Origin of the sequence: Bradyrhizobium liaoningense (assembly GCF_018130955.1) — a bacterium.
Lineage (GTDB): Bacteria > Pseudomonadota > Alphaproteobacteria > Rhizobiales > Xanthobacteraceae > Bradyrhizobium > Bradyrhizobium liaoningense_C.
In genome coordinates, this window is record NZ_JAFCJM010000026.1 from 37,026 (window position 1) to 62,852 (window position 25,827).

General features: G+C 58.8%; 19 protein-coding genes and 5 pseudogenes. 9 read left to right on the forward strand and 15 right to left on the reverse strand.

Annotation, left to right across the window (positions count from 1 at the left end; translation table 11 throughout):
* The first annotated feature begins 8 nt into the window (after nucleotides 1-8).
* The 3 genes from JQ632_RS21540 to JQ632_RS21550 all read left to right on the forward strand — a co-directional run bounded on the left by JQ632_RS21540 (nucleotide 9) and on the right by JQ632_RS21550 (nucleotide 1,356).
* A complete protein-coding gene (locus JQ632_RS21540) occupies nucleotides 9-428 on the forward strand; it encodes a cupin domain-containing protein (protein ID WP_212404580.1) in 420 nt (139 codons plus the stop codon).
* Between the two features lie 59 nt (nucleotides 429-487).
* A complete protein-coding gene (locus JQ632_RS21545; protein WP_212404581.1) occupies nucleotides 488-757 on the forward strand; it encodes a hypothetical protein in 270 nt (89 codons plus the stop codon).
* A gap of 128 nt (nucleotides 758-885) precedes the next feature.
* Nucleotides 886-1,356, forward strand: coding sequence for a carboxymuconolactone decarboxylase family protein (locus JQ632_RS21550; protein ID WP_212404582.1), 471 nt, complete (start codon nucleotides 886-888; stop codon nucleotides 1,354-1,356).
* A gap of 281 nt (nucleotides 1,357-1,637) precedes the next feature.
* Here JQ632_RS21550 and JQ632_RS21555 read toward each other — a convergent pair whose 3' ends face one another.
* On the reverse strand, nucleotides 1,638-1,973 hold the full coding sequence (locus JQ632_RS21555; RefSeq protein ID WP_212404583.1) for a cupin domain-containing protein: 336 nt from the start codon (nucleotides 1,971-1,973) through the stop codon (nucleotides 1,638-1,640).
* Between the two features lie 1,139 nt (nucleotides 1,974-3,112).
* On the opposite strand from JQ632_RS21555, the gene JQ632_RS21560 reads away from it, so the two are divergent.
* The 3 genes and pseudogenes from JQ632_RS21560 (at nucleotide 3,113) to JQ632_RS40475 (ending at nucleotide 4,703) form a co-directional block, all read left to right on the forward strand.
* Nucleotides 3,113-3,361 carry a hypothetical protein gene (locus JQ632_RS21560; RefSeq protein WP_212404584.1) on the forward strand — a complete coding sequence of 83 codons (249 nt, stop codon included), beginning with the start codon at nucleotides 3,113-3,115 and terminating at the stop codon, nucleotides 3,359-3,361.
* Nucleotides 3,342-3,566: pseudogene (locus JQ632_RS40310) on the forward strand (hypothetical protein). The gene JQ632_RS21560 and the pseudogene JQ632_RS40310 overlap by 20 nt, the downstream one beginning before the upstream one ends.
* A 297-nt stretch (nucleotides 3,567-3,863) precedes the next feature.
* Nucleotides 3,864-4,703: pseudogene (locus JQ632_RS40475) on the forward strand (transposase).
* Nucleotides 4,704-5,238: 535 nt separating this feature from the next.
* Here the strand turns inward: JQ632_RS40475 and JQ632_RS21575 are convergent.
* Nucleotides 5,239-5,601, reverse strand: coding sequence for a hypothetical protein (locus tag JQ632_RS21575; RefSeq protein WP_212404585.1), 363 nt, complete (start codon nucleotides 5,599-5,601; stop codon nucleotides 5,239-5,241).
* An 890-nt stretch (nucleotides 5,602-6,491) separates the two neighbouring features.
* Here JQ632_RS21575 and JQ632_RS21580 point away from each other — a divergent pair.
* A complete protein-coding gene (locus JQ632_RS21580; RefSeq protein ID WP_212404586.1) occupies nucleotides 6,492-6,893 on the forward strand; it encodes a hypothetical protein in 402 nt (133 codons plus the stop codon).
* A gap of 553 nt (nucleotides 6,894-7,446) precedes the next feature.
* On the opposite strand, the pseudogene JQ632_RS21585 reads toward JQ632_RS21580, so the two are convergent.
* Together JQ632_RS21585 and JQ632_RS21590 are read right to left on the reverse strand one after the other, a co-directional pair.
* Nucleotides 7,447-8,178: pseudogene (locus JQ632_RS21585) on the reverse strand (IS5 family transposase).
* 447 nt (nucleotides 8,179-8,625) lie between these two features.
* Nucleotides 8,626-13,470, reverse strand: coding sequence for an AAA family ATPase (locus tag JQ632_RS21590; RefSeq protein ID WP_212404587.1), 4,845 nt, complete (start codon nucleotides 13,468-13,470; stop codon nucleotides 8,626-8,628).
* Nucleotides 13,471-14,023: 553 nt separating this feature from the next.
* Here JQ632_RS21590 and JQ632_RS21595 point away from each other — a divergent pair.
* Both JQ632_RS21595 and JQ632_RS21600 read left to right on the forward strand, forming a co-directional pair.
* Nucleotides 14,024-14,575, forward strand: a complete 552-nt coding sequence (locus JQ632_RS21595; RefSeq protein WP_212404588.1) for a PAS domain-containing protein — start codon at nucleotides 14,024-14,026, stop codon at nucleotides 14,573-14,575.
* Between the two features lie 152 nt (nucleotides 14,576-14,727).
* The gene (locus JQ632_RS21600; RefSeq protein ID WP_212404589.1) at nucleotides 14,728-15,330 is read left to right on the forward strand and encodes a sulfite oxidase-like oxidoreductase; all 603 of its coding nucleotides are present in this window, start codon (nucleotides 14,728-14,730) and stop codon (nucleotides 15,328-15,330) included.
* A 421-nt stretch (nucleotides 15,331-15,751) separates the two neighbouring features.
* Here JQ632_RS21600 and JQ632_RS40480 read toward each other — a convergent pair.
* From JQ632_RS40480 to JQ632_RS21655, 11 genes and pseudogenes are all read right to left on the reverse strand, one after another.
* Nucleotides 15,752-15,922, reverse strand: a pseudogene (locus JQ632_RS40480) (glutathione S-transferase family protein); the annotation flags it as partial.
* Nucleotides 15,923-16,429: 507 nt separating this feature from the next.
* Nucleotides 16,430-17,347 (reverse strand): NADP-dependent oxidoreductase, encoded by a 918-nt coding sequence (locus tag JQ632_RS21610; RefSeq protein ID WP_212404591.1) that lies wholly within the window; start codon nucleotides 17,345-17,347, stop codon nucleotides 16,430-16,432.
* 344 nt (nucleotides 17,348-17,691) lie between these two features.
* A complete protein-coding gene (locus JQ632_RS21615; RefSeq protein WP_212404592.1) occupies nucleotides 17,692-18,237 on the reverse strand; it encodes a carboxymuconolactone decarboxylase family protein in 546 nt (181 codons plus the stop codon).
* 21 nt (nucleotides 18,238-18,258) lie between these two features.
* Nucleotides 18,259-18,894: a nitroreductase family protein gene (locus JQ632_RS21620; RefSeq protein ID WP_409363503.1), complete on the reverse strand. Its 636-nt coding sequence runs from the start codon at nucleotides 18,892-18,894 to the stop codon at nucleotides 18,259-18,261.
* 487 nt (nucleotides 18,895-19,381) lie between these two features.
* Complete coding sequence (locus JQ632_RS21625; protein ID WP_249152393.1) at nucleotides 19,382-20,077, reverse strand: peroxiredoxin-like family protein; 696 nt, start codon at nucleotides 20,075-20,077, stop codon at nucleotides 19,382-19,384.
* Between the two features lie 16 nt (nucleotides 20,078-20,093).
* Complete coding sequence (locus JQ632_RS21630) at nucleotides 20,094-21,053, reverse strand: LysR family transcriptional regulator (protein ID WP_212404595.1); 960 nt, start codon at nucleotides 21,051-21,053, stop codon at nucleotides 20,094-20,096.
* A gap of 99 nt (nucleotides 21,054-21,152) precedes the next feature.
* A complete protein-coding gene (locus tag JQ632_RS21635) occupies nucleotides 21,153-21,830 on the reverse strand; it encodes a peroxiredoxin-like family protein (RefSeq protein ID WP_312015647.1) in 678 nt (225 codons plus the stop codon).
* A 302-nt stretch (nucleotides 21,831-22,132) separates the two neighbouring features.
* Nucleotides 22,133-22,699 (reverse strand): OsmC family protein, encoded by a 567-nt coding sequence (locus tag JQ632_RS21640; protein ID WP_212404596.1) that lies wholly within the window; start codon nucleotides 22,697-22,699, stop codon nucleotides 22,133-22,135.
* Between the two features lie 361 nt (nucleotides 22,700-23,060).
* On the reverse strand, nucleotides 23,061-23,597 hold the full coding sequence (locus tag JQ632_RS21645) for a DUF1003 domain-containing protein (RefSeq protein ID WP_249152394.1): 537 nt from the start codon (nucleotides 23,595-23,597) through the stop codon (nucleotides 23,061-23,063).
* Nucleotides 23,598-23,881: 284 nt separating this feature from the next.
* A complete protein-coding gene (locus JQ632_RS21650; protein WP_212404598.1) occupies nucleotides 23,882-24,763 on the reverse strand; it encodes a LysR family transcriptional regulator in 882 nt (293 codons plus the stop codon).
* Nucleotides 24,763-25,088: pseudogene (locus tag JQ632_RS21655) on the reverse strand (carboxymuconolactone decarboxylase family protein); the annotation flags it as partial. The pseudogene JQ632_RS21655 and the gene JQ632_RS21650, both read right to left, overlap by 1 nt.
* Nucleotides 25,089-25,827 lie beyond the last annotated feature (739 nt).

Sequence of the window (25,827 nt, forward strand, 5' to 3'; positions counted from 1 at the left end):
GCAAGCCCATGAAGACCCGCACCATCATCGCTGCCGCCTGCGCGGCCCTCGCTATCCCGATAGCCGGCCCCGTCTCGGCCCATGACGGCAAAACGGAAACCGTCACGAAGAACTTCGAGGCGGCCATTCCCAATATCCCTGGCAAGTCGCTGCTCGCGGTGGAGGTCGATTACCCGCCGGGCGCGGCCTCTCCGTCCCACACCCACGCGAAGTCGGCTTTCATCTACGTCTATGTGATCTCGGGCGCGATCGAGTCGAGGGTGAACGACGGCGAGACGCGCATCTATCGCGCTGGCGAAAGCTGGTCCGAAACACCGGGTGCGATCCATTCGATCAGCCGCAACGCGAGCAAAACCGAGCCGGCAAAGCTGCTCGCTGTTTTCGTCCTCGACACCAATGACAATCCTCTTACCACGCCCATCAAATAAACCCTCAGACGCATTGAGAGGAACGATGGTCCACGAGGAGATAACGATGGACAGGAATAATGCTTTCGCTCGAGGGGGCGGCCTCCAAATCCCTCACAAAACCTACTTCGACTACGTTCCTGATGCTCGGCTCGACCGAAGCGAACCGATCGAAGGCGATGATAGGTCAGGGCGAAACCGCCGATGATCTTTCCACGTGGTCGTCGAGCGTCGTGAGCTACGAGTACACACCTGTAGTGTTTCTCGTGTTCGGTGGGTTGCTTGGAAAGGTTGGTGCGCTCCTGGAACCGTCGACCGATGAGCTTGAACTCGATGAGGTCCCTAGCTGATTGGTAGCGCGATAGCGGCGGATGCGGAGTCAGGCAAGCAACAACTCACCTGACATTCGAGCGCACGGCGCCACGTTGGAATAGGACCACGTGATGAACAGAGAAATGGCACTCAACAGGAGTCTGAAATGCTGAGACTAAAGTATTGGGCCGTCGCCCCGGAAGCGGTGAAGCTCATGATGACTCTGAACGCGTACGTGGAACAATCAAGTATCGAGGCGTCTCTGCGCCATCTTGTCAAGCTGAGGGTCTCGCAGATCAATGGGTGCGCGTACTGCGTCGATCTTCACTCGCACGAGGCATTGCGTGATGGAGAAAATTCGCAGCGGCTTCATTGCTTGACCGTCTGGCACGAAACCGAATTATTCACTCCGCGTGAGCGCGCAGCGCTCGCATATGCAGAGAGCATTACGCGCATTTCTGATACGCATGTTCCAGACGAGGACTACGATCAGGTCGCGCGGTATTTCAATGACCTTGAACTTGTCGATCTAACGCTCACGATATCGACAATGAACGCCTGGAATCGGATGGCGATAAGCTTCCGCAAGCCGGTGGCCGAACGCCGTTCAACGCAGGCAACCCAAACACAGACTTGACTGGAATCAACGCGCCGCCGATCATTTCACCGCGCCATCTTTCTCGAGCGCGGCAAATGCCGGATTGAGAAAGCGCCTTTGGCTTGCGGTTCAAGCCGCGCGCCGGATCGAGACCGATCCGGCCCGCCAATACAAGGCGCGCGCTTATTTTGTGAAACGGTGAACGGCAGGCTGCAGGGCATTCACCGACCGTCCGTCCCAGCCCGGCCGCATGGCAGCGGGGGGTTTTCCTCCTCCTCGCGGCGCACGGTCACTAACGTCGCGCGCCGCGTGCCCGACCCCTAGGGGAACGACAGGCCGAAAGCGGCCGGGTCGAGCTGCTCGCCGTCTCGTGGGACCAAAAAGCGCCCCAGCCCACCCGGCACGAAGCTGAGCAGCAGGGTCGCCTGGTCGCCGACCACCTCGATCGTAGGCGGCACACCGCGAGGAAGAGCAGCGTAGGCGCCTGGCCCCACCTCGACGCGGGCATCGCCGACCCGCGCGATTAGCTGCCCCTGCACCACGTAGACCAGCTCGTCCTCGCGCGAGTGGGTGTGCAGCGGCGGCTCCTCCCCGGCCCGCACCGTCCACAGGACAGCGCCATAGTCGCCTCCGGACTGGCCGCTCTCTACTTTCATCTCGACGCTCGAGCCCCCGCTCGAGGTCACCGTCTCGCCGCCGTGGGGCGGCGTGAGAACGGCTGCTGGACTGACATTGTAGCCTCCTGATCGTGTTAACGATGACTATCCACCACCCGACGAAAATGCCCTGGCAACGCCGGCGAGGGAAATCACCTCTCGCCATAGAGTCGATAGAGGATCGTTATTGCCGCCGCGCCGCGTGATGCCGTAGCGAGGAATGCTACCCGCCGCATCTACAGAGAATTCTAAACCGTTGCCGCTCTTGGACCAATCGAGGTTGCGCGTGCTAACGCGCGCCGCCGTCCTTGACCATGACGCCGCTCTTACGGTGGATTTGTCGTGCGCCACATCGTCGACCGGATGCCGATAGAGGTAAGAGAGGGAAAGACATCGCCATAAGGCGCTTGCGAGCTTGAGCCCTAGAACGGTCTTGGACGGATAACTTCTTCTATCACGCTCGAGCCTCTTGGCGTTCTCACACGGCCAAGACCCATTGCGGAAGTGGTCGGCCTTAAGGAGAAGCGCCCTAAACCTTCGTATCGCTCCGTGACACCATTTAGATGATGTGACGACTACCGACGTTCAATTGAGTTGCTCATCGAGATCTTCCTAGGCTGCATGCGTTGGAAGAGCGCACGGGCTCATAAAGTGCGATCGTGAAAAAGGATGATCGACAAACATCTGCGATAAAGCCAAGAGGAGACTGCAATGCCAAACCGCTCCGAACGTCTTAGAACTGGCAATGCCGCGCGATGCGCAGTTTGTGATGGCAAGTTTGGTCTCGTCTGGCACTACTCGTGGCGAACGCCTCTTTGTTCCAAGAAGTGCGTCGATCGCTTCAGAGCTCGCAGCGAAAGTAACCGCAATTGGGTGGGCTGGCTCCAGATCACTTTCAACCGGCTGCCAGAGAACCGCGCGAGGGCTTTGTGATGGTCCAGATCTCACAACGAGGCAAGGCATATTTGGAGACAGCACGGACTTTGCTCCGCGCAGCCAGGACCATGACCGACTCAGCGATTGCGGCGCAGCTTAAGGCGCTTGCCGACGACTACGAGCGGCGATCTGAGAACGCTTCGCATGTTGATGCGGCCAAAACATCCGCCCGATCAGCTGAACGCTGAAGGCGAATGGCGTGCATGACCGAGTGGGAAGCTTCAACCATGTTCCTCGATTTCTGTACCATTGAAACGCTGAAGCTGCGCCCCGGCTCCAAGGAGCTGGAGGCATTCAACGTCGAGCGTGTGCGCGGCTACCTCAAGCGCAATCTCGGCTGCAAGAAGAAGGAAGTGATCCAAGCGCTAGGCCTAGATCCCCGCACGGTGGCCAAGGCTATCAAGATCATCCGGGCAAATGCCCATCCCGGCGATGGGGCTCTCCAGTCGTGATCAAGATCATCGCGCCGTGCTCTGCAATCTCTTCTCTCCGGCAAATTGCCACGATCAGACCGTCACCACCTCGGACTTCGCGACATCTCGATGCAGTCCCGCCTGATCGGCGCGCCGCAGCTCGCCGAGTGGATGAACCTGCATCCGGCAGAACGCCTGGCGCTCGCGCTGCATGGTCGGCGGACAGGATAGCAGAGGAGCTTAGGGTGGAAAGCCGCCTCCCCAGATGCGTTGAACCACTTGGTCCCAAAAGCCGCGATTACTGACTGGGACCGTTTGATAGCCACCAAGGCCTGCCGATCGAATAAGTCCTTGTTTGCGGTGCATGAGTCCGGAAGTGGCGCGCTGAGCTAAACAACGCGAGAGCCGCCGCCATGTCGGCTTTGCTGGAAACCGGACGCCACAGGATCGTTGGGCCGACCACCGATTCTGTTGAACAAGGCGGCTGTTGCGACGCAGAAGGTCAATGATTCAGTCTGTCTAATTGGCAGAACTGAAGATCATGATGGGGCATCGGCAAGTCGAACAGGCCGCGTTGTTCTATGAGTTCTCGCCCGAGAAGCAGATCCCCGCCGCCCCTCCCACTGCCGTCTTCGATAGGTTTGTTGACCTTCAAGAGATCAGGCGGGACCTGGCGCCCGTTCTAGAGTAGCATTGGTCGGCCTTCGATCGATCCGGAGCTGATGATCCGGATGCTCCTGATCGGATACTGCTTGGGCATCCGATCGGAGCGGCGGCTGCGCGATGCGGTCCATCTCAATTTCGCCTACCGATGAACTGCCGGCTCGTGTCTGGATGGGGCGGTGCCGAATCACTCGACGTTCTCCAAGAAAGGCACGGCCGCTTCCGGCAGAGCGATCTCTTCCGTCGCGAGTCCGTCTTGCGTCACAACATAGAAAGCGATTGGTCGGTGGTGAAGGGGATGCCGGGATGGTACCTTCTCACGCGATGACTTCACCCTAGGACCATACCAGCGATGTTTACGTCTGCCCCGGCCAAGACGACGACCGGCTCATTGATCGATGGTGGGACACTACGCTACCGGGCGAGTATGATTGCCAAGCTTGCAGTCTAAAGCCTCGGTGCTGTCCAAAGAAGCCGGCTCGATACGTGCCGCGATCGATCTATAAAAGCACTTGTGACATGTCGCGCGAGATCGCGCGATCTTGGAAGGGGCTGGTTTCGCGGCGGCGTCGTAAAAAGATCGAGATGCTATTTGCGCATCTCATGCGCATTCTCACGCTCGACCGTCTACGTCTATGAGGCCAAAACGGCGAGTGATGAGTTCTTCCTCGCAACCATCGCCCAGAACCTTCGGAAGACGGCCCGATGCCCGCCCTGAGGCCCGCATAGATCCGGCAAAAAGAGTGCACGCGGCATTACAATCGATTACTGCCAGGCTTTCTCAACGGAATCGACCCAAGAGCGACGTGCGCATGACCGAGAAACGCTAAAATCTCTCAGATACATGTTGGTCTTCCTTAAACCGGAAGCATGTTGATCACTGTACCAAGAACAAAGCACAGCGATCCGATAAGGTAAAGCCAGTTCGCTAGATTGCCCATGCGACATCTCGTGGATTGACTGGCTGCGGCCCAGCAGGCTTGTTCATTTCAGCAGTCATCCTCGTTTGCTCCATGGCCACTTTCATCACACAAGCGGCGGCTCGAGTAAGCCGCACGCTGCCAAGCGTCACCACCAGCCGTGGTCACCACCGACCGTAAGAGAACCCGGGATAGTAATAGGTCGGAGAGCTCCAATATGATCGTCAATCCATCGAATGTCGTCGAAGACGGTGATCTGATCGCGGATCACCTGAAGGTCGGCGCCGACTCACTACAGGCACGCGCCGGCCTTCGGCAGCGCAGACGATTTTATCAATACGGCGGACACGTCGGTGTGTCGGTCCAGGGCGCTGTCGCATAGGCGCCGACGCGCGGTGCGGGCACGCAACCTGACGTGTAATATCCGTAGCCGTCGGCTCCATAATATGAGTTATAGGTCGGATAGCCCCAATACGAACTATATGCGGGATAGCCCCAGTACGAATTATTAACCCGGTACGAAGGGTAAGGATTACCCCGCCGCACCTGATAGCGCACGTCCGTCGTCACGGCTGGTATCGCCGCCTTGATCGACGTGCCATTGATCGGCGCAGCAGACGATTTGGCCGTGGCGGCCACTGCGATAGGAACAGCAATTGCGAGCGCAATCGCGAGGCTGCAGACTTGAATCTTCATGGTAGCTCCTGTTCGTGTTAAAGATGATTATCCACCACCCGACGAGAATGACCTTCCAACGCCGGCGAGGGAAATCACCTCCCGCCATAGAGTCGATAGACGATCGTTATTTGCCGCCGCGCCGCGTGATGCCGTAGCGAGGAATGCCACCAGCCGCACCTGCAGAGACTCCCGTTGCCGCCCTTGGTCCAATCGAGATTGCGCGTGCCAACGCGCCGACTTTGACCATGACGCCGCTCCTTCGGTGGATTTGTCGTGCGCACGTCGCCGACCGGATGCCGGACCGAGACAAGAGAGGGAAGGACATCGCCAATTTGCGGGGTAGGATGCCTACAGAAACGTTTTGGAACGCCGGAATCGGGTTACCTGGGTAACGACCAACCTGTTCTTGCAAACTCAGGTCTGGTGGTGGCACGAACCAAGCCCCCCGACCCGCCACTCGATTCGAGCTTACCCGGACGCGTTACGTCGCCTCTTGGCCTTCAACATGTTTCGCCGCAACGCGAGCTTGATTGCCAACGCGGCAAAGCGGACCTTGCATCACGTGGCCAAGTTTATGGGCTCGCGGCCTAGGTTAGCATCAGTAAGGATGGACAAACCGGGAGCGCTCGAATGAAGGAGATTTCTACTCGAGCGATTGTCTGAGCTACAGCGCAGGAGGCCTTAGCGTCTGAAAGCTCTAGACCCTGGCGCCGGAGAGAATGAAAACGATAGCGATCCGGAATTTCTAACAGCGCGCAGACGGCAATACCCTCCTCATACACCTCATCGATACTTGGTGGCAGCGGCCCATCGATCACAACGCGGTCGATCCGCGTTCGTGTGCGCGGCCCCTACTCTCGATGTCCCAAGAGCCCGATCGAGCTGCCCAGCATGTAGGAGTTGCGCCCATGCCCTTTCGCTTCATTACAAAGTCTATCCACACCTACCTAATAGACTATCCTGTTGCCATCGTCTTGATGGTTGCGCCATTCCGGCTGAACCTAGGCAAGAGCGGTCCTGTCGCACTGTGGCTTTCGGCGGTGCCCCGCATCTTGGCACTGCTGCTGCCGGCTTTCACGGAGCATGCGACGGGGCTCCTCCGGATCATCCGTTACTGGCTGCATGTCTGGGTGGACAGCGCATTGGGTGTGATCTCCATCGCTGCCCCCTCCGCTTTTCATTTTACTGGGCTTGATGCCTGGTATTGCTGGTTTCTCGGCGCGGGGCTCCTGCTGACGACCTCAGTTCTTAGCGCGCCCGAAATGAGCGCCGCCCGGCGAGCGAATCTCGACACGCGGACTACCATGTGAGGATCGGTTCGATTTTCGGGCGGCATCCAGTTGCAGATTTGATCGCAAGAGCGATGTGTCGCGCCCGGGAAGACCCGCGCGTCAGTCGGGGGAGATAGGCGGCGCCAACATCTTGCGCGGCGGGGCCTTGCCCAGGAGGCTGGGCTCTTCGCTTCCATCGAGACGTTGCTTGCGCTGCTCAGGCGAGTGGAGGGCTAGCGGTTACACCATGTCCGTGTTGATGGCGATTTCCTGGACCACTGAATTGACGAAGCCTGGTGAACTCCGTCCGGTCCAGCTGATGGGCCGCCATTCGACTGGGCGGCATAATCATCAAAACCGATGCTAATGGTTCGTCCAAAGTAGCGTGAATCTGAGCACTGTTCTTTCCGCGACCCCAATAGCTGCCGTCGGCCTTTAAAGTGGGTGGTGAGCACGGTGGTCAGTCCATTACCTTGCATCCACACCTTTCCAGAATGCGACGTAGCCTTTAATGGCCGCAGCAGCGTGTTCCGCCAATGCGAGGGCAAACCCGGCTTACGTGCTTTCTCTTCCTCGAAGGTGACGCGCCGATCTAGGGCGTGGACTCGTAACGCGCGGCCAGCCGTAGCCGGATAGATGCGAGTTGGACGAAGGCAAGGTAGTTGCCCGCAAGCCTGTCTTAACGCCTCGCCACACAACGACATTGTTTGATCCTGTTGAAGAACCGTTCGACCTGGTTGCGAGCGCGATAAAGGTACGGGCTGAAAGCAGATCGGATCGCTGCGATTGCTCTTCGGGGGGATGTTGGCCCACGCGCCCTTTTTCATGGCCAGCTCTCTTATCCAGTCGGCGTCATAGCCACGGTCGGCACGCAGCATTGACCCGGGCTTCAGGCGAGAGAGCAGTTTTCCGGAGTCGAACGTCGTGGGCCTCGCCGGGGCTCAACGCCAACCGTACCGGCAAACCATTGCTATCGACCACCGCATGGATTTTACTCGTCGAGCCGCCGCGTGACCTTCCAATCGATTGGCGCCGATTCCTGGTGATGCAGGCTCCATACTGATGCACGCGGACAATCGAGGTGTAGATCATTTGGACAGCGACATCGTGGGCAGCAGCAAGTGCGTCTATGATGCGGCCCCAGACACCGGCCCGCCGCCAACGGACGCTCGGGCACATCACGCCAAGGTGCTCCATAGCGCAAGACCCAGAAGATGCCATTGAGGACACGACGGTCGTTAACCAGAGGAACGCCACGCGGCTTGTTCGGCAGCATGGGCTTGATGGCAACCCATTCATAATCGGCGAGTTCGTAGCGCGTGATTCGAGCCCCCAGTTTGGAAGCTTGAATCACAGAGGGCTGGCCAGACGCAACGCTTCCGGGCAGGCCCGGCTGGACGCTTACGGGGTAGAAGCGGACATCAGCCAGCCGACATCCCCGCTGAAACCATCGGAAATGCCCCCCGGCGGACCTCTCCGGATGTCCGCTCTTGCGCCGCTCCGGAGGAGCGGACAGGACTGAATCGAACGTCTTGAGATTAAGCGGAATTCGGCTGCGGCACTAGTTTTCGTGGCGGCGCTGCGCCGTCTCGAGCCAGGGCCCAAGCCAGCAATCGACCGCGAGCAATGGCCACGGTAGGTGAAGGCTCACGCCACGCCTAGCGGTCGTGCGAAGATGGGGCGCGTCTTGTCAAAGGGGCGATTGGAAGCGCAGCCTCCAATGCTGTCGCGTTCATCCGGACCAGACAAGCCGCGGACGCGAAGGATCCAATCACGATGTAATGTCCGGCTGGGCAGACACGGTGAATTCAAAGGTGGCGCCGTGGGGCACGTTCGCGCTGGCCCACAGGCGCCCGCCATGCGCTTCAATGATCGACCGGCAGATCGACAGGCCCATACCCAAGCCGCCGGACTTTGTAGTGTAAAAGGCGTCAAAGACGCGCTCAAGGGCCGCCGGCGCCAGTCCCGGACCCGAATCTCGCACCCCGACGAGCACGCCGTTCGGCTCGGCCTTCCGGGTACTGATCAGCAACTCCCGCGTGCCCTCGCCGACGCCGCTCATCGCTTCGATGCCGTTGACAATCAAGTTAAGAATCACTTGTTGCAGTTGGACCCGATCTGCTCGAATGAGTGGCAAGCTCTCCGCAAGTTGCGTCCGCACCGAAATGCCGTTCTTCAAAACCTCGGCCCGGGTCAGGGCTATGACCTCAAGCACCGCCTCGTTGATCTCCAGGTCGTCCTTCCGTGGGGGCGCCTTCTTGTTTAGGGCGCGGATCCCATCGATAACGTCGATGGTTCGGTTGCCGTCCTTGACGGCAGCATCGAGCGCCTGCCGGACCTCCTCCAGATTGGGCCGCTGGGCGTTTAGAAAGCGCAAGGCAGCTTGGGCATTGGTAATTGTCGCTGCGATTGGCTGGATGACTTCATGCGCAATCGAAGCCGAGAGCTGCCCCATTGTTGCGACTCGATTCGCGTGCACGAGCTCCATCTGCACCTCGCTGTAACGCCGCTCGCTTTCGCGAATTTCCTCCTCCGCCCGCTTGCGCTCGGTTAAATCCACCACGAAGGCGACGCCCTGTTCGTGTCGCTCACCGAAAGTCGCCGCCCCGACCAGCACCGGCACGCGGCCACCGCTTTTCTGGAGGTACTCCTTCTCATAGGGTTGCGCGGTTCCGGTCGTCTCCAACTCCGCCACTCGTCGGTCGTCGGCATCACGCCAGTCAGTGGGCGTCAGATCCCGCCAGCGCAGCTGACCGGAGAGGAGATCATCGCGGCCGTATCCGATGATGCGGAGAAAAGCGTCGTTTGCATCGATGATCCGACCGTCAAGATCCCAGACGAAGATGCCAATAATGTTGACATCCACTAGTCGTCGGATCCTAGCCTCCCGCTCAGCTAGTTCCCGATACAAGCTGGCGTTCTCTATTGAGATAGCCGCCTGGGAAGCGAGCAGCGTGAGGACTACCATTCGAGCAGGAGTAAACGCCCCAGTCGCAAGGTTGTTCTCCAAGTACAGCATTCCGATCAACCTGGTCTGCTTCAGTATCGGCAGGCAGAGCATTGAACGTGAGCTGTGGTCGCGAATATAGACATCCGTTGAAAACGATCTCTGACTGAACGCATCGTGCAGGAGAACGCTTTCTTTAGTCCGAAGGACGTAGTGAAACACGGACTTCGGTAGGTCCGCGGCCGTGACGCGTGCCTGTTTCAGGACCACGTTCACGGTGCCGCTGCTGGTTGTGGCTTCTGCTTCAACTTGATATTTGTCGCCTCGCGAGAGAATCAAGAGACCGCGATCGGCACCCGCGTGTTCGATCGCTAGACTCATGAGCGTGTTGATTAACTTCTCGAAAACGATCTCGCCGGACAGTGCTTCCGAGACTCTGATTACGGTAGCCAAATCAAGCTGCTCGTTGGGTGCCACCATCGTCGCCGTGGAATCCGGGATGGATTTGTCCACTTTGAGGTGTGGATGAAGCTCCTCGAGCTGGCGAACCTTTCCGTTAGCTCCCCAGCGCAGGTAGCAGGCCCGCGCCGCCCGCAAATAGGTCGCCGCAATCTCCTCGTAACCGCGCTCCGCGTAGAATCGACCAGCAATCTCGTTCGCAATTGCCTGGTTGTGCACGAACCCGTACCTGTGAGCCTCGCGGATGGCCTTGTCGTACAACTCCTGAGCGTTCAGCACCCTGCCTTCAATGCGGGCGATTTCGGCGCCGACCAAGGCTACGCGGTCTTCGAAGGTTTCGGGGTTGACCTCCGCCCACAGTTGAAGTTGCCGGTGATGGTCCACAATAGACTCGAAGTGCCACGATCTCTGCTCTGGTGTGGCGTGATCCCAGACCGCTGCGTGCGTCAGCGCGCCATAAAATCGATACTCCGCTGACTCGAACGTTGCCGCCGACGTCCAAAGCAGAGGTTCCGCGTGCAGCGAGGCGTCGACCGCCGTCGCAAGGTCTCCGGCGAAAAAATGGGCCTGCAGCTTTCGCGTCCAGTAATAGAACTCAGCGAGCAATAGATCGGGGCTGTTAGCTAAACGGCGTTCGGTGTCGTCTTCGCTGTATCCCTCATGATCCAGGCACCCGAACTGTGCAGTTAGCCCGCGCAAGGTGAGGATCAAACCGAGTTGTGCCCCGCAGCGCTCTATGACTAGACCGAAACGCACCCGCCTAGCAAATGTCAAGCCGTTCTCGCATTCCTTTTGCACTTCCGCGAGTGGATCCCCGGCGGCGAGGCAAACCGTGACGGTCAGCAGTTCGCACTCGGCTGTCAGATAATCGATCGAGTAGATCAGCCGCTGATTACGTTCCCAAGTCTCTTCTGCAAGAAGGGCTCTGCCGGCTCTGAGATACTTGAGCGCCGAGTCGTACGCCGTCGAGAGTTTCGCACGCCGGCCTGCGATCAAATTAAGCTGTGCGACGCGCTCGCGATCGTCGACAGAGGTGATGAGATGAGAGCCCCGGTTGAGTTGATTCACGATCTCAAATATCGCTTCCTCACGTTTTTCGGCGGGCGTGTGCTTAGCAAGGAGCATTCCGGTCCGCAGGTGAGCCTCAGCGCGCAGGTCCTTCGGAATAAGCGAATAGGCGGCTTCCTGGACACGGTCGTGCGTGAATCTGTAGAAATTGTCCGCACGGATGATGAGGCCCAATCGCACGGCTTCCAGAAGATGGTCGTGCATGCTTTCAAGCGAGCCCTGATACCCGATCCGCAGCGTCTCGAACTCTGCACTGTTGCCCATGCAGGCGAACTGCTGGAGTACCTTCTGCGTTGCCGGCGGAAGGCGCTTCAACTTCTCGATCAACAGCTCTGCGACATTGTCCGTGAACCCTTTGGCGCGAATGCGGAGCAGATCCCATACCCAACGCCGTGCGCGGTAATCGAATGTCAGCAGGCGATCGTCCGCCAGCGTAGAAATGAACTGGATGGCGAAGAACGGGTTGCCGGTGGTCTTTTCGTGAACCAATTGCGCCAGCGGGGCGGCGCGCGCCAATTTGCATTGAAGGGAGTCTACAAGCAGTCTACCTAGATCGTCGCGACTGAGCGGCGAGAGAACGATGTCCCGCACAGCCGTTCCGGCCTGGCGGATCGCTTCTAGCTTGCGTACCAGGGGGTGGATGGCATTGACCTCGTTGTCCCGATAAGCACCAATGAGCAGCAAGTTCCGCAGATCGTTGTGCGTCAACAGATCTTGGAGGAGGTCGAGTGTGGCGATATCCAGCCATTGCATGTCATCAAGGAAGAGTGCGAGCGGATGTTCAGGTCGCGCAAATACGCCGATGAATTGTCGAAATACGAACTGAAAACGCTTCTGCGCCTCCCGCGGCGGCAATTCTGGAACTGGCGGCTGCTCGCCTATGACATGCCTCAATTCCGGAACGAGATCGACAAGGAGCAGTCCGTTCGGACCCAGCGCCTCACGAAGTGCGTCCTGCCATTTGCGCAGGTCTTCCTCATTCTGGCTGAGGAGCCGCCGGACGAGGCTCTGAAACGCCTGGGCCAACGAGGCATACGGAATGTCGCGCTTGTCACGGTCGGATTTGCCCGATGCAAACAAGCCGCGTGGCGGCACGAGTGACTTATGGAGCTCGTTGACGACTGCGGACTTGCCGATGCCAGAGTATCCGGAGACCAGCACCAGCTCCGCTCGGCCACCGCCAACGATGCGGTCGAAGGCGGTGAGTAGGCCGTCAAGCTCGCGGTCCCTCCCGTACAGCTTCTCGGGGATCCTGAGGCGATCCGGGACGTCTCGAGCGCCAGGCGTGAAGTCATCGATCCATCCCTGGGACTCCCATTGGGATAGGCAGCGTCGAAGATCGCTCTCAACTCCCACCGCTGTCTGATACCTCTCCTCCGCCGTTTTGGAGAGCAGCTTCATCGTGATCGCAGAGATCGACGCCGGCACCGTTCCCACTCGCTCACTGGGTGCGGGTGGTTGTTTCGCGATGTGACAGTGCACCCATTCCATCGGGTCGGAGGCCGTGAATGGAAGACCCCCGGTCAGCATTTCGTAAAACGTCACTCCAAGTGAGTAGAGGTCGCTCCGAGAATCGATCGAACGGTTCATTCGTCCTGTCTGCTCGGGTGCCATGTAGGCGAGCGTTCCCGCGATGAGCTCGGGAGGTTCGGGTGACTGGCGCTCGCGCGGAAGTTGGGACGCGATTCCGAATCCGGTGAGCCACGCATTGCCGGCGTTGTCGACGAGGACATTCGCAGGCTTGACATCCTTATGTATGAAGCCGCGCTGATGGACTTGACCGAGCGTTCTTGCCAACCCAATGGCGGTGCTAAGGAAGCGAGTCAGGTCGAGCGGTTGCCCCTGGTCACACTCGAGAATCTGATCCAGCGGCTGACCGCCGGGGTCCTTCAGTAGGAGTACCGTCCGACCTTCGTGACGAGTAATGGCCAGAGGCTTGGCAGCCCACGCGGGATCGAGTTCGGCCGCGAACGAGTATTCGTGCATGAGCCGCCCGATGCTCTGAGGCGACGGCTGTTCAAAAAGTGCTATCGCTAGAACCGGTGAGGAGTCGTCGTGCTTTCGGCCGCGGTAGAGGGTAAAGTCCGAGCTTTCCCGCAGGGGCACCAGCACGTACCCCGACAGCCCCGGGATAGGTGACATTCTTGTCGCCACGGCATCACGACCTCGGAATGGTCCATTTGGACAAGGCGCTAGAAGGATGTCAACAGGAACCAAATATCGATGGCCGCGCCGACTGTAAAGTTGGTTCGATCTTTCTAGGAGCTGGAACTTTTCAACGAGCTCTGCGCGGAAAGCCGTCGCAGACGGTTAGCCCAGCGGATCGTTTGCTCATAAGGCCAAGTGAAATCTGCGACGCTCCTCTTCTTGGATCGTGGCGCCTTGGACATGTTCCGCCGCCCCTCAACGCTGCCTGCCGCAACTGCGATTAGGAACCTGTTTTGTGTGCACTGTTGCACGGTGAACTGCCTTTACCCGCGATCTTTCACGTTCTTCCCGCGTCGCGCGCTATCCTTCGTCCTGGCCCTCATCTCGCTATCGAAGATGTTGCGGTCTGTCTCCGCAAAACCCGTTACTCAGGACTGGAAGAGTTCACGCAAGATTGGACTTTGGGCGTAGTCCTGAAGCGTCCTCTTGACAACCGAGCCGAATGGCGCATCGTTTATATTAGCCGTTCGCGCAAAGGAGGTTGAAAATGACAACCAGCGTGACTGAGAGTGGCTTAGCAACAAGCACCATGATCTTGGATGGCGATTTCGACAAGATCGACTTCCGAGGAGAAATCGTCGACGGGCACCTCGTCGCAAAAGGAATCCTTGCAGATCAGGCGGCAATGGATTCCATCCCAGTAGGGATATACGTCCTCGAAAAGGATGCCACCGTCGTCAAGTGCAACAAAGCTGCAATCGCCGGTTGGGGACGCACGCCCTCTCTGGGAACCTCGGAAAAGTATTGCGGGTCACACGTTCTTCGTTACCCTTCAGGAGAAGTGATGCCGCACGAACTTGCACCACCTTCCGTGGTGATCAACAACGGGGGCACCGTTCGGAACGCGGATGTGATTTGCGAGCAGCCCAACGGTTATCGTCTTTTGGCTCTCGTCAATGTCTTTCCTATTCGCGACAACGAGGACGAAGTGATCGGAGCAGTCAACATTTTCCGTCACAATACTAGCAAGACTGTTCCTGGCCTATCCTCCGAGTCTGGAGGGGATTCTAACTCAAAGACCTCGGAGGAGGAGCAGTGAGGCTCGCCTTCGCCGCTTAGAGCTGGACGGGCATCTCGATAGGTTGCTTCTCGGAAGCCCGATGTTTGGGTGTCCGTCAATCGGCTGACCGCGGCCTCAGAATTACGACGTGCGTCGACGAGGCCGCGCTATACCTTGTGGTGGAGCTAATTGTGCAATCGAAGGACCGACGCGAATGGGAGCGTGAGATGCGCGCCGCTGGGCGGCTGCCCCCAGGACAGTCGCCGACGCTCAAGTGGCCGGTCATACATGTGGGCTCGGTGCCGCTCTTTCGTCCCCGGACGTGGGATTTTCGCGTGTTCGGCTTAGTAGAAGCGCAACTGCGGCTTTCGTGGGAAGAATTTTCCAATCTGCCGCAGACGGAGATATTTACGGACATGCATTGCGTCAACAGCTGGAGCCGCTTCGACAACTGTTGGGGAGGATTGCTCGCCACAGAATTGATGAAGCTAGTGAAGTTGCGGCCGGAGGCGCGGCATGTGATCGTCCATGGCGAGAACAACTACACGGCAAACCTGCCAATCTCGGATTTTCTGCGCCCGACGACGATTTTCGCCCTGCGCCATGACGGCGAACTCCTCACGGCTGAGCATGGCTACCCGCTGCGCCTCGTGGTGCCAAACCTCTATGCGTATAAGAGCGTGAAGTGGGTGCGCGGCATCGAGTTTTTGGATCGCGAAATGCCAGGCTTATGGGAGTTTAACGGATATCACATTTACGGCGACCCGTTCAAAGAGCAACGATCTTCGAGCTGAGGGACGGTGGACGGTCGCCCGGTTGTCGAGGATATTGGCGGATTTGATGTCGTTCTGGACGAGGTCGCCGCGGTGAACCTGGGTAAGTGCCGCCGCGAAGCGAGCGGATGAGGCGCCCGCAATGGCCGCGATAATTCTATTCTCGTAATTTGCGAGCTGCCTGCGCCGCCGGTCTATTGAGGCTCGCAGTCAGCCAAGCATCAAGTCTTGGGTAGGACGTGAGGTCCAACTTTAGACGGGCGAGAACGCACCGCACGCAACCATAAAATCGGCCATGTCCATCGCCACCGCCGAAAAACTGAGTTTTGACGAGATGATGCTCAAGTATCGCGAGTCTCTCGCAGGGCTTCTTCTGCCTGAACGGCCAAGATCTCGGTCCGCTGCTCCGGCGGAAAGAAGATCCGATTTCTGAACAGCGTTATCAGCGCCGGTTCGACCTCGGTGGTCGCAAAGAATCCCACTGAAGCATCCGTCCGCGACCTTGCGGCTTCGACGGATATAGGCAGTTCTTGTAGGTCTCGGCGAGATAGAGGTTAATCGCCGCGGTCTCCCACATGACAAAGCCCCCGTCATCGATAGCGGGCACAAGTCCGTTCGGGTTCGAGAGACCAGGGTTCTTTGCATTGCGCGTTTGGCACGCTGAACTTCAGGAATGAGTTCGTAGGGAATGCCGATCTCGTTTGCGAGCCAGATGACGCAAAAACGCACGGGAGTGAGGCGCGCCATAAATCTTGAGCATGCGATTTTCCGTTCGGGATAGGACCGATCCGCTAACTGAAAGAATACCCTTCGCCATCCGGGCGACAACCCCACGCAGGCGCGCACCATCACAGGCGGCGTGTATCGGATCTACCAGCCTGATCGGTCTGCGAAGCATTTCGCGACCTTGGCCCGTATCGACGTAATCCACAGCTGGTCCACCCTCACTGCGCTGCATGAGTCTGGAAGTGGCCCATCGCGACATTCTGCGCTGCCGCACGAACTTGGTCGCTATAGGAGCAAAGCGAACGTAGTCACCAGTCACATGACGCCGCCGGTTTTATAGATACACAGCCTAGACAGCGCCGGTCGGCCGCGTGCATCGGTAGGCGCGTGTCACTCACGGACGAACGCGGATAATCGTCTTCCCGTTGATCCGCTTGGTCGGATTGAAGGCGGCGACGGCGTCATCGAGGGTCGAGACGGTGCCGATGTTCGTCCGCAGTCGTCCGTCCCGCACCCGCTGGACGATCTCAGCCAGTTGGGCACGATCGGACTCGACAACGAAGTCGACGGCTAGACCGTCGGCCGGCCGTGCCTCGCTTGGCCCGACGATGGACACCAGCGACCCTCCGGCTCGAACCATGCGCGCGGACCGCTTCCCGATGTCGCCACCGATGAGATCGAACACTAAGTCGACGCCGCCCACGTCTTCGAGACGGTCGTTCGCGAGGTCGACGAACTCTTGCGCGCCGAAGTCGAGCGCCTTCTGACGGTCGGCGGCACGTCCGGTGCCGATGACGTAGGCGCCGGCCTCACGTGCGAGCTGGGTCACGATCGAACCGACTGCGCCGGCCGCGCCGTGCGCGAGGACGCTCTGCCCTGCCTGAAGGCGGCCGTGCTCAAACAGTCCCTGCCACGCTGTCAGGCCCGAGATCGGCAGGCTTGCGCCCACGGTGAAGTCGACGTCGCCGGGCAGCGGCGCGAGGTTGCGCGCCTCGATTGCCACGTACTCGGCTAGGGTGCCGTCGCGATACCAGTCGGCGAGGCCGAACACTCGCTGTCCGACCGACAGCCCTGTCGTGCCATAGCCGAGGGCGGTGACCACTCCGGCCAGCTCGTGGCCAGGGATCGACGGTGTTCGGGCACGGTCGAGGCGATCGGTCCAGGTCGAGGGCCACTCCAACTCAGTCCCGACGAATCCCGACGCATGAACCTGAACGACGACGTCGTTTATCGCCGCCTGCGGCTCGGGCGGCTCCACCAGCTTCATTCCGGCCGTTCCCGCAGCCCGGCCTGTCACCACTATCGCTTTCATCGTCCACCTTTTTTAGTGCGGTATGTCGTCTTCCTTCGAATGCCTTCGCACACCACCAAAAATACGATGCAAAACTCGATGATCCAATGACTCGTAGCTATAGAATCGATGCCATCGAGCAGCGCGCGAAAGTCAAAGGTGCGGTGCCCGGGCCGCTTTCCACCAGGCTAGGCCTTCAAGGAATGAGGGCAGCGCGGTCCCCAGCGCGCGGCCGTCGGCACATACAAAAAGCCCAGACGCGTCCCCAAGAATCTTTCCTGGGTGCATCTGGGTTTTGCCGTTACGCTCGCATCGCATGTATCCCCAAAGCCGGCTCGGAGATGATCGAGGCGATCGGATAGAATTCAGAGTGAACCGGCCGGCGTAACAACAGGAAAGTCCTTCTCGGGATCGAACACGTTGTTGAAAAAGTTTGTCAGGGAGTACATGGCCACCAGCGCGACGATCTCCATGACGTTGGCATCCGTGTAGCCGGCATCGCGGACGGCTTTCAGATCGGTGTCACTGACATTGCCTCGGGTCTCGATGACTTTGCGCGCAAACTGGACGGCGGCGTCCCGCTTCGGGTCGGTGGCATGGCCCTTTCGAGCGAGAATGATTTCATCAGACGGCAGCTTTGCCATATGCTCAGCCGTAAAGCTGTGAACCGTCAGGCAATAGTTGCAGCGATTTACTTCGGAGACAGCGAGGCCGATGCTGTCACGCGTCTTCACGTCGAGCGCCTTGCTCAAGGAGCCAAGCAGGGTGGCCCAGGCGTTGAACGCAATCGGGCTCTGCGCGAAGGTCGCCATCATATTTGGCGTGAACCCGATGTTCTTGGTGAACGCATCGAGAGTCGGTTTGCAATCGGCCGGCACCTGTTCCGACTTTAGAGCTGCGCTTCTTGGCATCGTGGTCTCCGTAACTAACAATTAAACGAGATCCAGCACATCGGCCACCGGACGGCGGGGCTTCTGCGGCCAATTTCCCGGACGCTCCGCCCCTACGGACAACAGCATGACCGGTACTTCGTCCTTGGTTAGTCCGAACTCGCGGTGCACCGCTTCGGCATCGAAGCCGATCATCGGCGTCGAACCAAGGCCCAGCGAACGGGCCGCATAGATCATCGCCGCCGCACCGAAGGTTCCGGTGCGTACTGCCTCGTCGCGCTGGCGCTGCGGATACTCCATGTACAGATCGCGAGCCGGGATTTCCCATTCCGGCACCATCTCCGGCGGCATGATGCCCGCTTCCACCAGCGGCGCCAAACGCTCTGGTACTACACTAGAGTCGGCCAATTGGCCGCAGACGATGAAGGTAACGGCCGCCTCGGTGATCGCGGGCTGACTCCAAGCGATCGGACTCAGCCGAGCCTTGGCTTCCGGCGTGCGCACGGCGATGAAGCGCCAGTTCTGCAAGTGGAAAGATGTCGGCGCGGTGGTGCCGATTCGCACCAGCTCGCGGATTTGGTCGTCGCTCAAGGTGGCGGCCGGGTCGTAATACTTGGCGGCGCTTCGGCTCAGGATACATTCGATGACGGCGTTGGTCATGGTGATTCCGTTGGTCATAGCGATTCCGTTAGTCGTGGTGGTTCCGTTAGTCATGGTCCTTCCTACGCGGGCTGAAAATGTTGTGGCGATGGAGCCCGTTCGACAACTCATGCAGGGGCATGGGTAGTTTCCCAGGTTACCCCCGACGGGTCTGATAGAACGCGGTCGGACGATCCGTACGGCGTCGGCTATCCGCGCTCGCCGCCTGGTTCGTCACAACGATTGTCTTCATCGTCCACCTGTTTTTGTGGGGTGGGGTCGTAACTTCCGAATTCCTTTGCACACGAACGAAAGTATTGCGGGCAAACTCGATGGACCAATGACCATTAGTTATGGAATCGATGCCATCGAGCGGCGGCGCAAAATCAACGTGGCTATGCTGACAGGCGTATCGGCCCTCCAAAATGGCTACCGCTGATCTCTATCTCGGCAGCGCGCCTGTCAGAAACACACGAGTCCAATTCGCAGCATCACACTAGTAGCGGAGATATCCTCTGGGCCGACATCATTCGTCGAATGCAGCCGCATCCTCAGCCTGAGATCTCGCAAGTTGGCGAACCTTGCTGAGGATGTCGGATGGTTCTTGGCGGATCGTAAAATCGGGCTCGACGAAGGCGCCTCTGACGATGCCGCCTTGATCGACCACGAAAGTCGCCGGGATAGGCAGCATCCACTCGGTCGACCCATGACGGCGCCCGAAGTCGTAACCTTGCCCCGCGTAGTGCGCCTTGGCTTCGTCAGGTAGACGAAATAGCACGCCGTAGGATATAGCCACGGCATGGTCGACGTCCGCGAGCACCGTCAGGTCAAGGTTCAACTGCCTTTTCAGCTGCCTCGGCAAATCACCGGTCTCGGGCGACAGCACAACAAGGTTCGCCTTTAGACTGTCAAATTCGGCCTTGACTGCCTGAAGAGCGCGAAGCTCTGCATTGCAGAATGGACACCATCCACCACGATAGAAGCTCACTACAAGCGGCCCTTCACCGCGAAGGTGCTCGGACGAATGAAGTTGTCCATGCACATCAGGCAGGAGAAAATCCGGCGCCGTATCGCCAACCTGCAATGCGCCCGCCGCGACATCAGTCTTGCGAAGCCAATCGACGAGATGGGCATACGCGTCCCGGTCCGTGTCACTGAACCCGGCCAAAAGCTTGCGACGCACCTGATTGAGGGGCTTGCTTAAATCCAATTCGATGTTCATCTGCACACCGGACATCTCAAGAAATGGGCGATCCGAATCGCGCGAACATACCGCTCGCTTCGAGGTGGCCGCGATGCTCAGCTTGGAGAGGCGATCCCGCGTGAAGAGACCAGTCGCGCAGCCTCGCGACCTTTACGAAGGCGTCAAGCGCCGGTGAGTAGCGGCGGCCCTGCACGACGAGAAGCCGGACCTCTCGCCATACCGGATCCCCCTCGATCGGAAGAGCCTTTAAAGAGGGTAACCGGGGCATATGCTCCGGGGCGAGGACGATTCCGAACCCCGCCGCCGCCAAATGTTGCAGGTGTAGATCCCGGCTGCTGCGATGATTGTAATGCGGCAGCGTGTCGGGAAAGCAGAGACGCTGAAATTTCGGAGCTACGTCACAGTTGAAGCGATCCAGAATGGTAGCTTCGCGAAGCGCTTTCATTCCGATCACCGGAAGGCCCGCGAGTTCATGCGACGGGGCGAGCACTGCGACATAACGCTCTTCGAACAGCGCCCAATCGTCGATTCGATCTGGCTTATCGTCGAGATCACCAACCAAGGCGAGATTTACTTCGCCCTCTAACAGAAGCTCTACTAGGCGGCTTGGCGGCTCTTCTCGAAGCTCGACGTGGAGACCAGGGACGACTTTGCGAATCTCGGCGATAGGCTCAAGAACGAGTGCAGCGGAAATGGACGGGGCGAGACCGATAGTTAATGGAGCTACTTCCTCTTGCCGAAACTCACGCGCTCGGCGTCGAACAGCCTCCGTCGATGCAAGCGCACGCTCAAGCATAGGGAGGACCGCCTTCCCCAAATCAGTGAGATGCGTGAGTTGACGCTCTCGGTAGATAAGCTGCCCCCCAAGCTCCTGCTCGAGCTTCTGCACGCCTTTGGTCAGTGCCGGCTGCGTGACGTTGCACATCTCAACAGCACGCGTCAAGTTCAGCGCGCTTGCAACAACCAGAAAGTACCGAACCTGGTGGAGCTCCATTGGACGTTCACCGCAAACTATTCTTGTCACTCTTGAGCACGTGTGATGGCAATGCAACACGCGCGCGCAGAGGCGCTATATCCTAACGCCACGTTGCCACTACTGCCGGCGCGATGAAACCCGTGTCGGACGTGTCTGGACTATCGGACACGCTTTTTGGAATGCAGAGCCGGCCACCGCTGAGGATCGGTGTGCAAGCCGTGCGCGAATCTGGCTAAGGACGGGAAAGAGCTCGGTTGGGTCGCAGCGTCGGGTGTAGTTGGCGCTGATATCGGCGTACTCGACGATCCCTTCGGGGCCTATTACGTACCGGGCTGGCATCGTCAGCGTCCAGCTCGACTCGCCATTCACGGCGGCGAGGTCGAGACCGCATTCGATTTCGGCAGCGCGCGACTCCCGGGATAGCTTCCAACGCAAGCCGAACGCCCGAGAAACCTTTCCGCCGCGGTCGACGAGGCTGGGGAACGATAAGCCGTTCAATCGCTCAGTGGAGCGGCTCTCGTTCGCGGACTGCTGAGAAATCGCGATGATTGACGCACCCGACGAGCGAAGTTCCGTTGCGACAGCCTGGATCGCGTGCAAATCGAGCTTGCAATAGGGGCACCATCCCCCCCTGTAAAATACAATGAGAACTGGGCCACCGTTTCGAACGGCGTAGGAAGAAATCGTTTTGCCATCGGGATCGCGCAGCCGGAATTCCGGAGCATAGTCTCCCGCATGAATGGCTCTTTCGGCGATGCCCGAGGAGACCAAGTTGTCGATGGCTTCCTGGCGCACACGCCTACTATGCGGAGGGGTGTTTTCACAACACTTGTCCCTAAGCGCATCGAGCTCATCTTGGAGTAGCATTGCGGCCATCTTCACCGTATTCGGCAGGCTCACTCTTGATATTGGAGTGGCGCCACTCTGGCGGTAGTGCCGAAACGCAAATTTGACATATTCTCTCTCGACATGAGCGAGCCTCCATCCACAACGCCGGTCTAAATCTCGTGCCAGCCACGTATTATTCGAAACCTGAGGCTCAGCGGGTATGACAGGCTGCCGCGCTGCAACTGCCGTGATCAAACACCGAGAGACGCTCAATCCGGATCGATATAAGGGATCCGGAGTTCAGCCAGATCATCTTCATAGCTGGCCTGAGTGCTTGCGTTGCAGCCGGAAGTAGTCGCGTCCGCGCGTGTACGAATATCCGCACGAATGCCAAGAATTTCGCCAACCGGGCAGAGGTTTGCGGCCTCCAGCAAGAATGCGCGCTGTTGCGCGTCGAGTTCTCCTTCCAGCACGAGATTGCGCTCGAACGAACCTCTTTCGCCCTGGACGCCGTGATGGAAGCTGACGCACACTTCCACCCTGTCTAACGGAAGTTTCCGGCGCCGAGCCTGAAAACGAACGGTCATAGCGGTGCAGGCAGCGAGGGATGCGCTGAGAAGGTCGTAAGGATTGGGACCGGGTGATATTTTACCGACGCCATCCGGACCGCCGATAAGAAACTGAGATGCGCCGACATGGCCAACCAGTGCGCTATGATTGGCGGGGTCGTTTGCGACGACCACTTCGCGGATCTTGGATACCTTGTCCTGCTGTACCGTAGAGTGTCCTTCCATTATGGTGAGCGCGTCATGCAAAGCGGCGTCGTTAGCCGCCATATCGTTCCGTCTTGATCACCACGGCGTCCACCCCTGCGACTAGGGCGCCATCGGCCGCGATATCGACGAAGGGGGTTTGATCCGCAAACAAATACACGCGTAGGCATGCGAGGGAGCCGGGCAACCAACTCGGCGAGGAAAGTGCTCGACAAGGTGCTTGCCTGGCGGAATTCGATCGGACTGGTCTCCTCCCGAATTTCGGCCGGTAAAGCCTCTCGTGACCATGGCGGCCTCCTTTGCAGTGTTGTCGGCCGCTCAGCAGATACGGCTCACTTTTTGCGCCTACGGCTCGACACGAAGCGCGCCTGATAGTGCGTGTCAAAAACGCAGCCCGGTGATTGAGGCAGTTTGAGATGCCGGGTTAGGGAGTTGAAACCTCTTGCTCAAAGGGGCCGACAACGTCCGCTCGACCAGATTGCCTCGTTTGCGGAAGTAAATCGGTCAGACATTTGACGGCCTCGGTCAGTCTAAGGACCTCTCGCGCTCGAAGTTCATCTATCTTTTCGTGCAAGAGCTCGATTTCTAGTTCGGCCTTGACGTTTATCCTATAATCGTTTTCTGCCGCTCTTCGATCGATGTCTTGCTGTCTGTTCTGACTCATCATGATGATCGGCGCTGCATAGCCAGCTTGAACCGAAAGGGCGAGGTTCAAGAGGATGAATGGAAACGGGTCCAAACTCCTCGCCGCGGCGACAAGATTGATCGAAATCCAGCCAACGAGGACGACGGTCTGGACGATGATGAACTTCCAGGAGCCCATGACGCCCGCGACCTTGTCTGCCACACGTTGGCCCACTGAGAGCGACTCCATCGGATCGCACGTGTCAGTCGGACGAAAGCGCAATGAGCGGCGCAGCCGCCGCAATTCGGCGAGCAATTCATGCTCAGTGGGCTCCATGCTGTCGATTTCCGGTTCTACGGATTTGATGGCCCTGCTCCTCATCCGTAGGCGGACGCGTCGCGCATATCTTTAATCAACCGCGTTGAGGCGATCCCAGATCGTCCGAGTTATTGATCGAACCAGCAGGCGCGCGCGTAGGTCGATAGCAGTGAAAGTAAGTCTTGTAATCCATGGGAGATCTCAGCGCCGCATCTACCCCAGTCAGTACGTTCGGCAATTTAATTCGGCGACCACGCGGGTAAAGCTATCATATTCATAACCGATAGGAATGCTTCGTGAAGTCAACGTCGAAGCTCCCCGATGAGGAAATCCGTGAACGCGCGCGCGGCGGGCTTAATCGTCTTTCCGCCCACGAACAATGCATTGACTTCCATCGAGCCGAAATCCCAGTCGGACAGGATACGAACGAGCGCACCGCTTTCCAACTCTGCCTTCGCACTGATGAAGCTGGAGGCGACGATGCCCAGCCCAACCTTTGCGCTGGCAATGGCACCCTCGGCCATTGTCACTACCAACCGACTTTGCACACGGACGGACGCGACACGCCCGTCCTTGCGGAAGGAGTACGTCGGTGAGAGGTGGGCAGGGCCGATGATCATCGCATGGCGTGCAAGGTCCGACGGCGCCAGCGGCGTGCCGTGCTCTTCGAGATAAAGGGGAGCGGCTGCAAGAATGCGAGGAACGTCGATCACCTTCCTCACAGTGGCGCTTGAGTCAGCCAGGCTTCCAAACCGGAAGGCGACGTCAATGCCCTCGGCGACCAGATCCTGGTATCGATCGTTAGACAGCAGTTCGACACGAAGCGCCGGATGCGCTGACAAAAATTTCGACAGCCTGGGAGTGATCTCACGGAGCACGAAACTCGACGAGGTTCCGACGCGAAGCACCCCTCGCAGTTCTCCGGTGCCACGAGCCTCGTGGTCGGCCTCCTCAAGCGAGGCCAGGATCTCCTCTACACGCATCAAGTAGGTTGCTCCAGCATCCGTCAGCGTGACCGCTCGGGTTGTCCGGCTGAAGAGTGTCGCGCCGACGTCGGCTTCCAACGCGGCGATAAGGCGTGAGGCCGAGGGCTGAGAGAGACCGAGTTCACGACCGGCGCTCGAAAAGCTCCCCAAGCGACCAGCGCGGGCAAACAGTTTCAGCGCTGTAAGGCGGTCGTTCATCTGTGGACGCTGTCCGACACTCCAGTCTCGGCGACGCGCGTCACGCGCTCGGTCCAGGAAGGCGCAGCGCGTTTGACTGCGTTGAAAGGACTGCCACCCTCCTCCCAGGCTGCACCAGCGCAAACTTCTCGACCTTCGCCTCCTTCTTGGTGAGGTCGCGGGTGCACACGTCGAGACAATAGGCACAGTTTTTGATCTGCGAGCCGCGCAAATAGACGAGGTCCACCAGTTTACTTGGCGGACCGCTCTGCATGACATAGGCATGGACGCCGCCGGGCGCCTTGGCACCGTTGGGAGCTATCTGGTTGTAGTCGAGCCTCTTCATCACAACTCTGATCCGTTCGGTCTTAGAGGGGTGGAGAGCGCCTTGTTGTCGGGAGTCGACGACGAAGACCGCGCGCAACTTCGCCGGCTTGGTCTTGCTCGTGTTGACGGGTCATCCACATTGGCTCCTTCAGCAAGACGATCAACCCGACCATTCGGATAGACTTTCTGATCGCGCCGCTCGAACGCGCCCCGGTTCGCCGACGTAGCGGCGTGTCTTGCGCCGGCGCCATGCCCCGCGGTACTTCCGCGGAGTCTGGCCATCTCCTGAGTGATTTTCGAGTGCGTTGGCCACGCAAAATGACCAATTCGTCCAAGAGGCGCTAGATCGTGAAAATGCGTTTGAGTTATTCACGCGGATCATGAATGCCCACAGTGCTCCGGGCGCTTCTTGCCGTTCTCGTGCGCCATGTACGAACATCTCTCGGGGTTCCCTGGGCTAATTTCGCGGCACCAGTTGGCCGCGACGGCATCCATTGCCGATTCAGCGACTGAACGCGGCTTAGAGGTCTCTGCAGAATGGAAACGTCGGTCTCGAGGTGCGATGTGATTCGTGGCATTCCTCGCGACGGCATCACGCCGCGCGGCGAGCGGCAATAACGATTGTCTATCGACTCTATGGCGAGAGGTGATTTCCCTCGCAGGCATTGCAAGGTAACTCTCCCAAAGCATGGTCCAATCAATCTCAGGATTAGGCACCCCGATGGCCTCTGCCAGCTACGGGTTTGATTGAACGATAG

Bases quoted from the DNA above. Each gene is read 5' to 3' on its own strand.
- JQ632_RS21540 (WP_212404580.1), top strand. From the start codon at position 9: ATGAAGACCCGCACCATCATCGCTGCCGCCTGCGCGGCCCTCGCTATC.
- JQ632_RS21545 (WP_212404581.1), top strand. From the start codon at position 488: ATGCTTTCGCTCGAGGGGGCGGCCTCCAAATCCCTCACAAAACCTACT.
- JQ632_RS21550 (WP_212404582.1), top strand. From the start codon at position 886: ATGCTGAGACTAAAGTATTGGGCCGTCGCCCCGGAAGCGGTGAAGCTC.
- JQ632_RS21555 (WP_212404583.1), bottom strand. From the start codon at position 1,973: ATGAAAGTAGAGAGCGGCCAGTCCGGAGGCGACTATGGCGCTGTCCTG.
- JQ632_RS21560 (WP_212404584.1), top strand. From the start codon at position 3,113: ATGACCGAGTGGGAAGCTTCAACCATGTTCCTCGATTTCTGTACCATT.
- JQ632_RS21575 (WP_212404585.1), bottom strand. From the start codon at position 5,601: ATGAAGATTCAAGTCTGCAGCCTCGCGATTGCGCTCGCAATTGCTGTT.
- JQ632_RS21580 (WP_212404586.1), top strand. From the start codon at position 6,492: ATGCCCTTTCGCTTCATTACAAAGTCTATCCACACCTACCTAATAGAC.
- JQ632_RS21590 (WP_212404587.1), bottom strand. From the start codon at position 13,470: ATGTCACCTATCCCGGGGCTGTCGGGGTACGTGCTGGTGCCCCTGCGG.
- JQ632_RS21595 (WP_212404588.1), top strand. From the start codon at position 14,024: ATGACAACCAGCGTGACTGAGAGTGGCTTAGCAACAAGCACCATGATC.
- JQ632_RS21610 (WP_212404591.1), bottom strand. From the start codon at position 17,347: ATGAAAGCGATAGTGGTGACAGGCCGGGCTGCGGGAACGGCCGGAATG.
- JQ632_RS21615 (WP_212404592.1), bottom strand. From the start codon at position 18,237: ATGCCAAGAAGCGCAGCTCTAAAGTCGGAACAGGTGCCGGCCGATTGC.
- JQ632_RS21620 (WP_409363503.1), bottom strand. From the start codon at position 18,894: ATGACCAACGGAATCACCATGACCAACGCCGTCATCGAATGTATCCTG.
- JQ632_RS21625 (WP_249152393.1), bottom strand. From the start codon at position 20,077: ATGAACATCGAATTGGATTTAAGCAAGCCCCTCAATCAGGTGCGTCGC.
- JQ632_RS21630 (WP_212404595.1), bottom strand. From the start codon at position 21,053: ATGGAGCTCCACCAGGTTCGGTACTTTCTGGTTGTTGCAAGCGCGCTG.
- JQ632_RS21640 (WP_212404596.1), bottom strand. From the start codon at position 22,699: ATGGCGGCTAACGACGCCGCTTTGCATGACGCGCTCACCATAATGGAA.
- JQ632_RS21645 (WP_249152394.1), bottom strand. From the start codon at position 23,597: ATGGAGCCCACTGAGCATGAATTGCTCGCCGAATTGCGGCGGCTGCGC.
- JQ632_RS21650 (WP_212404598.1), bottom strand. From the start codon at position 24,763: ATGAACGACCGCCTTACAGCGCTGAAACTGTTTGCCCGCGCTGGTCGC.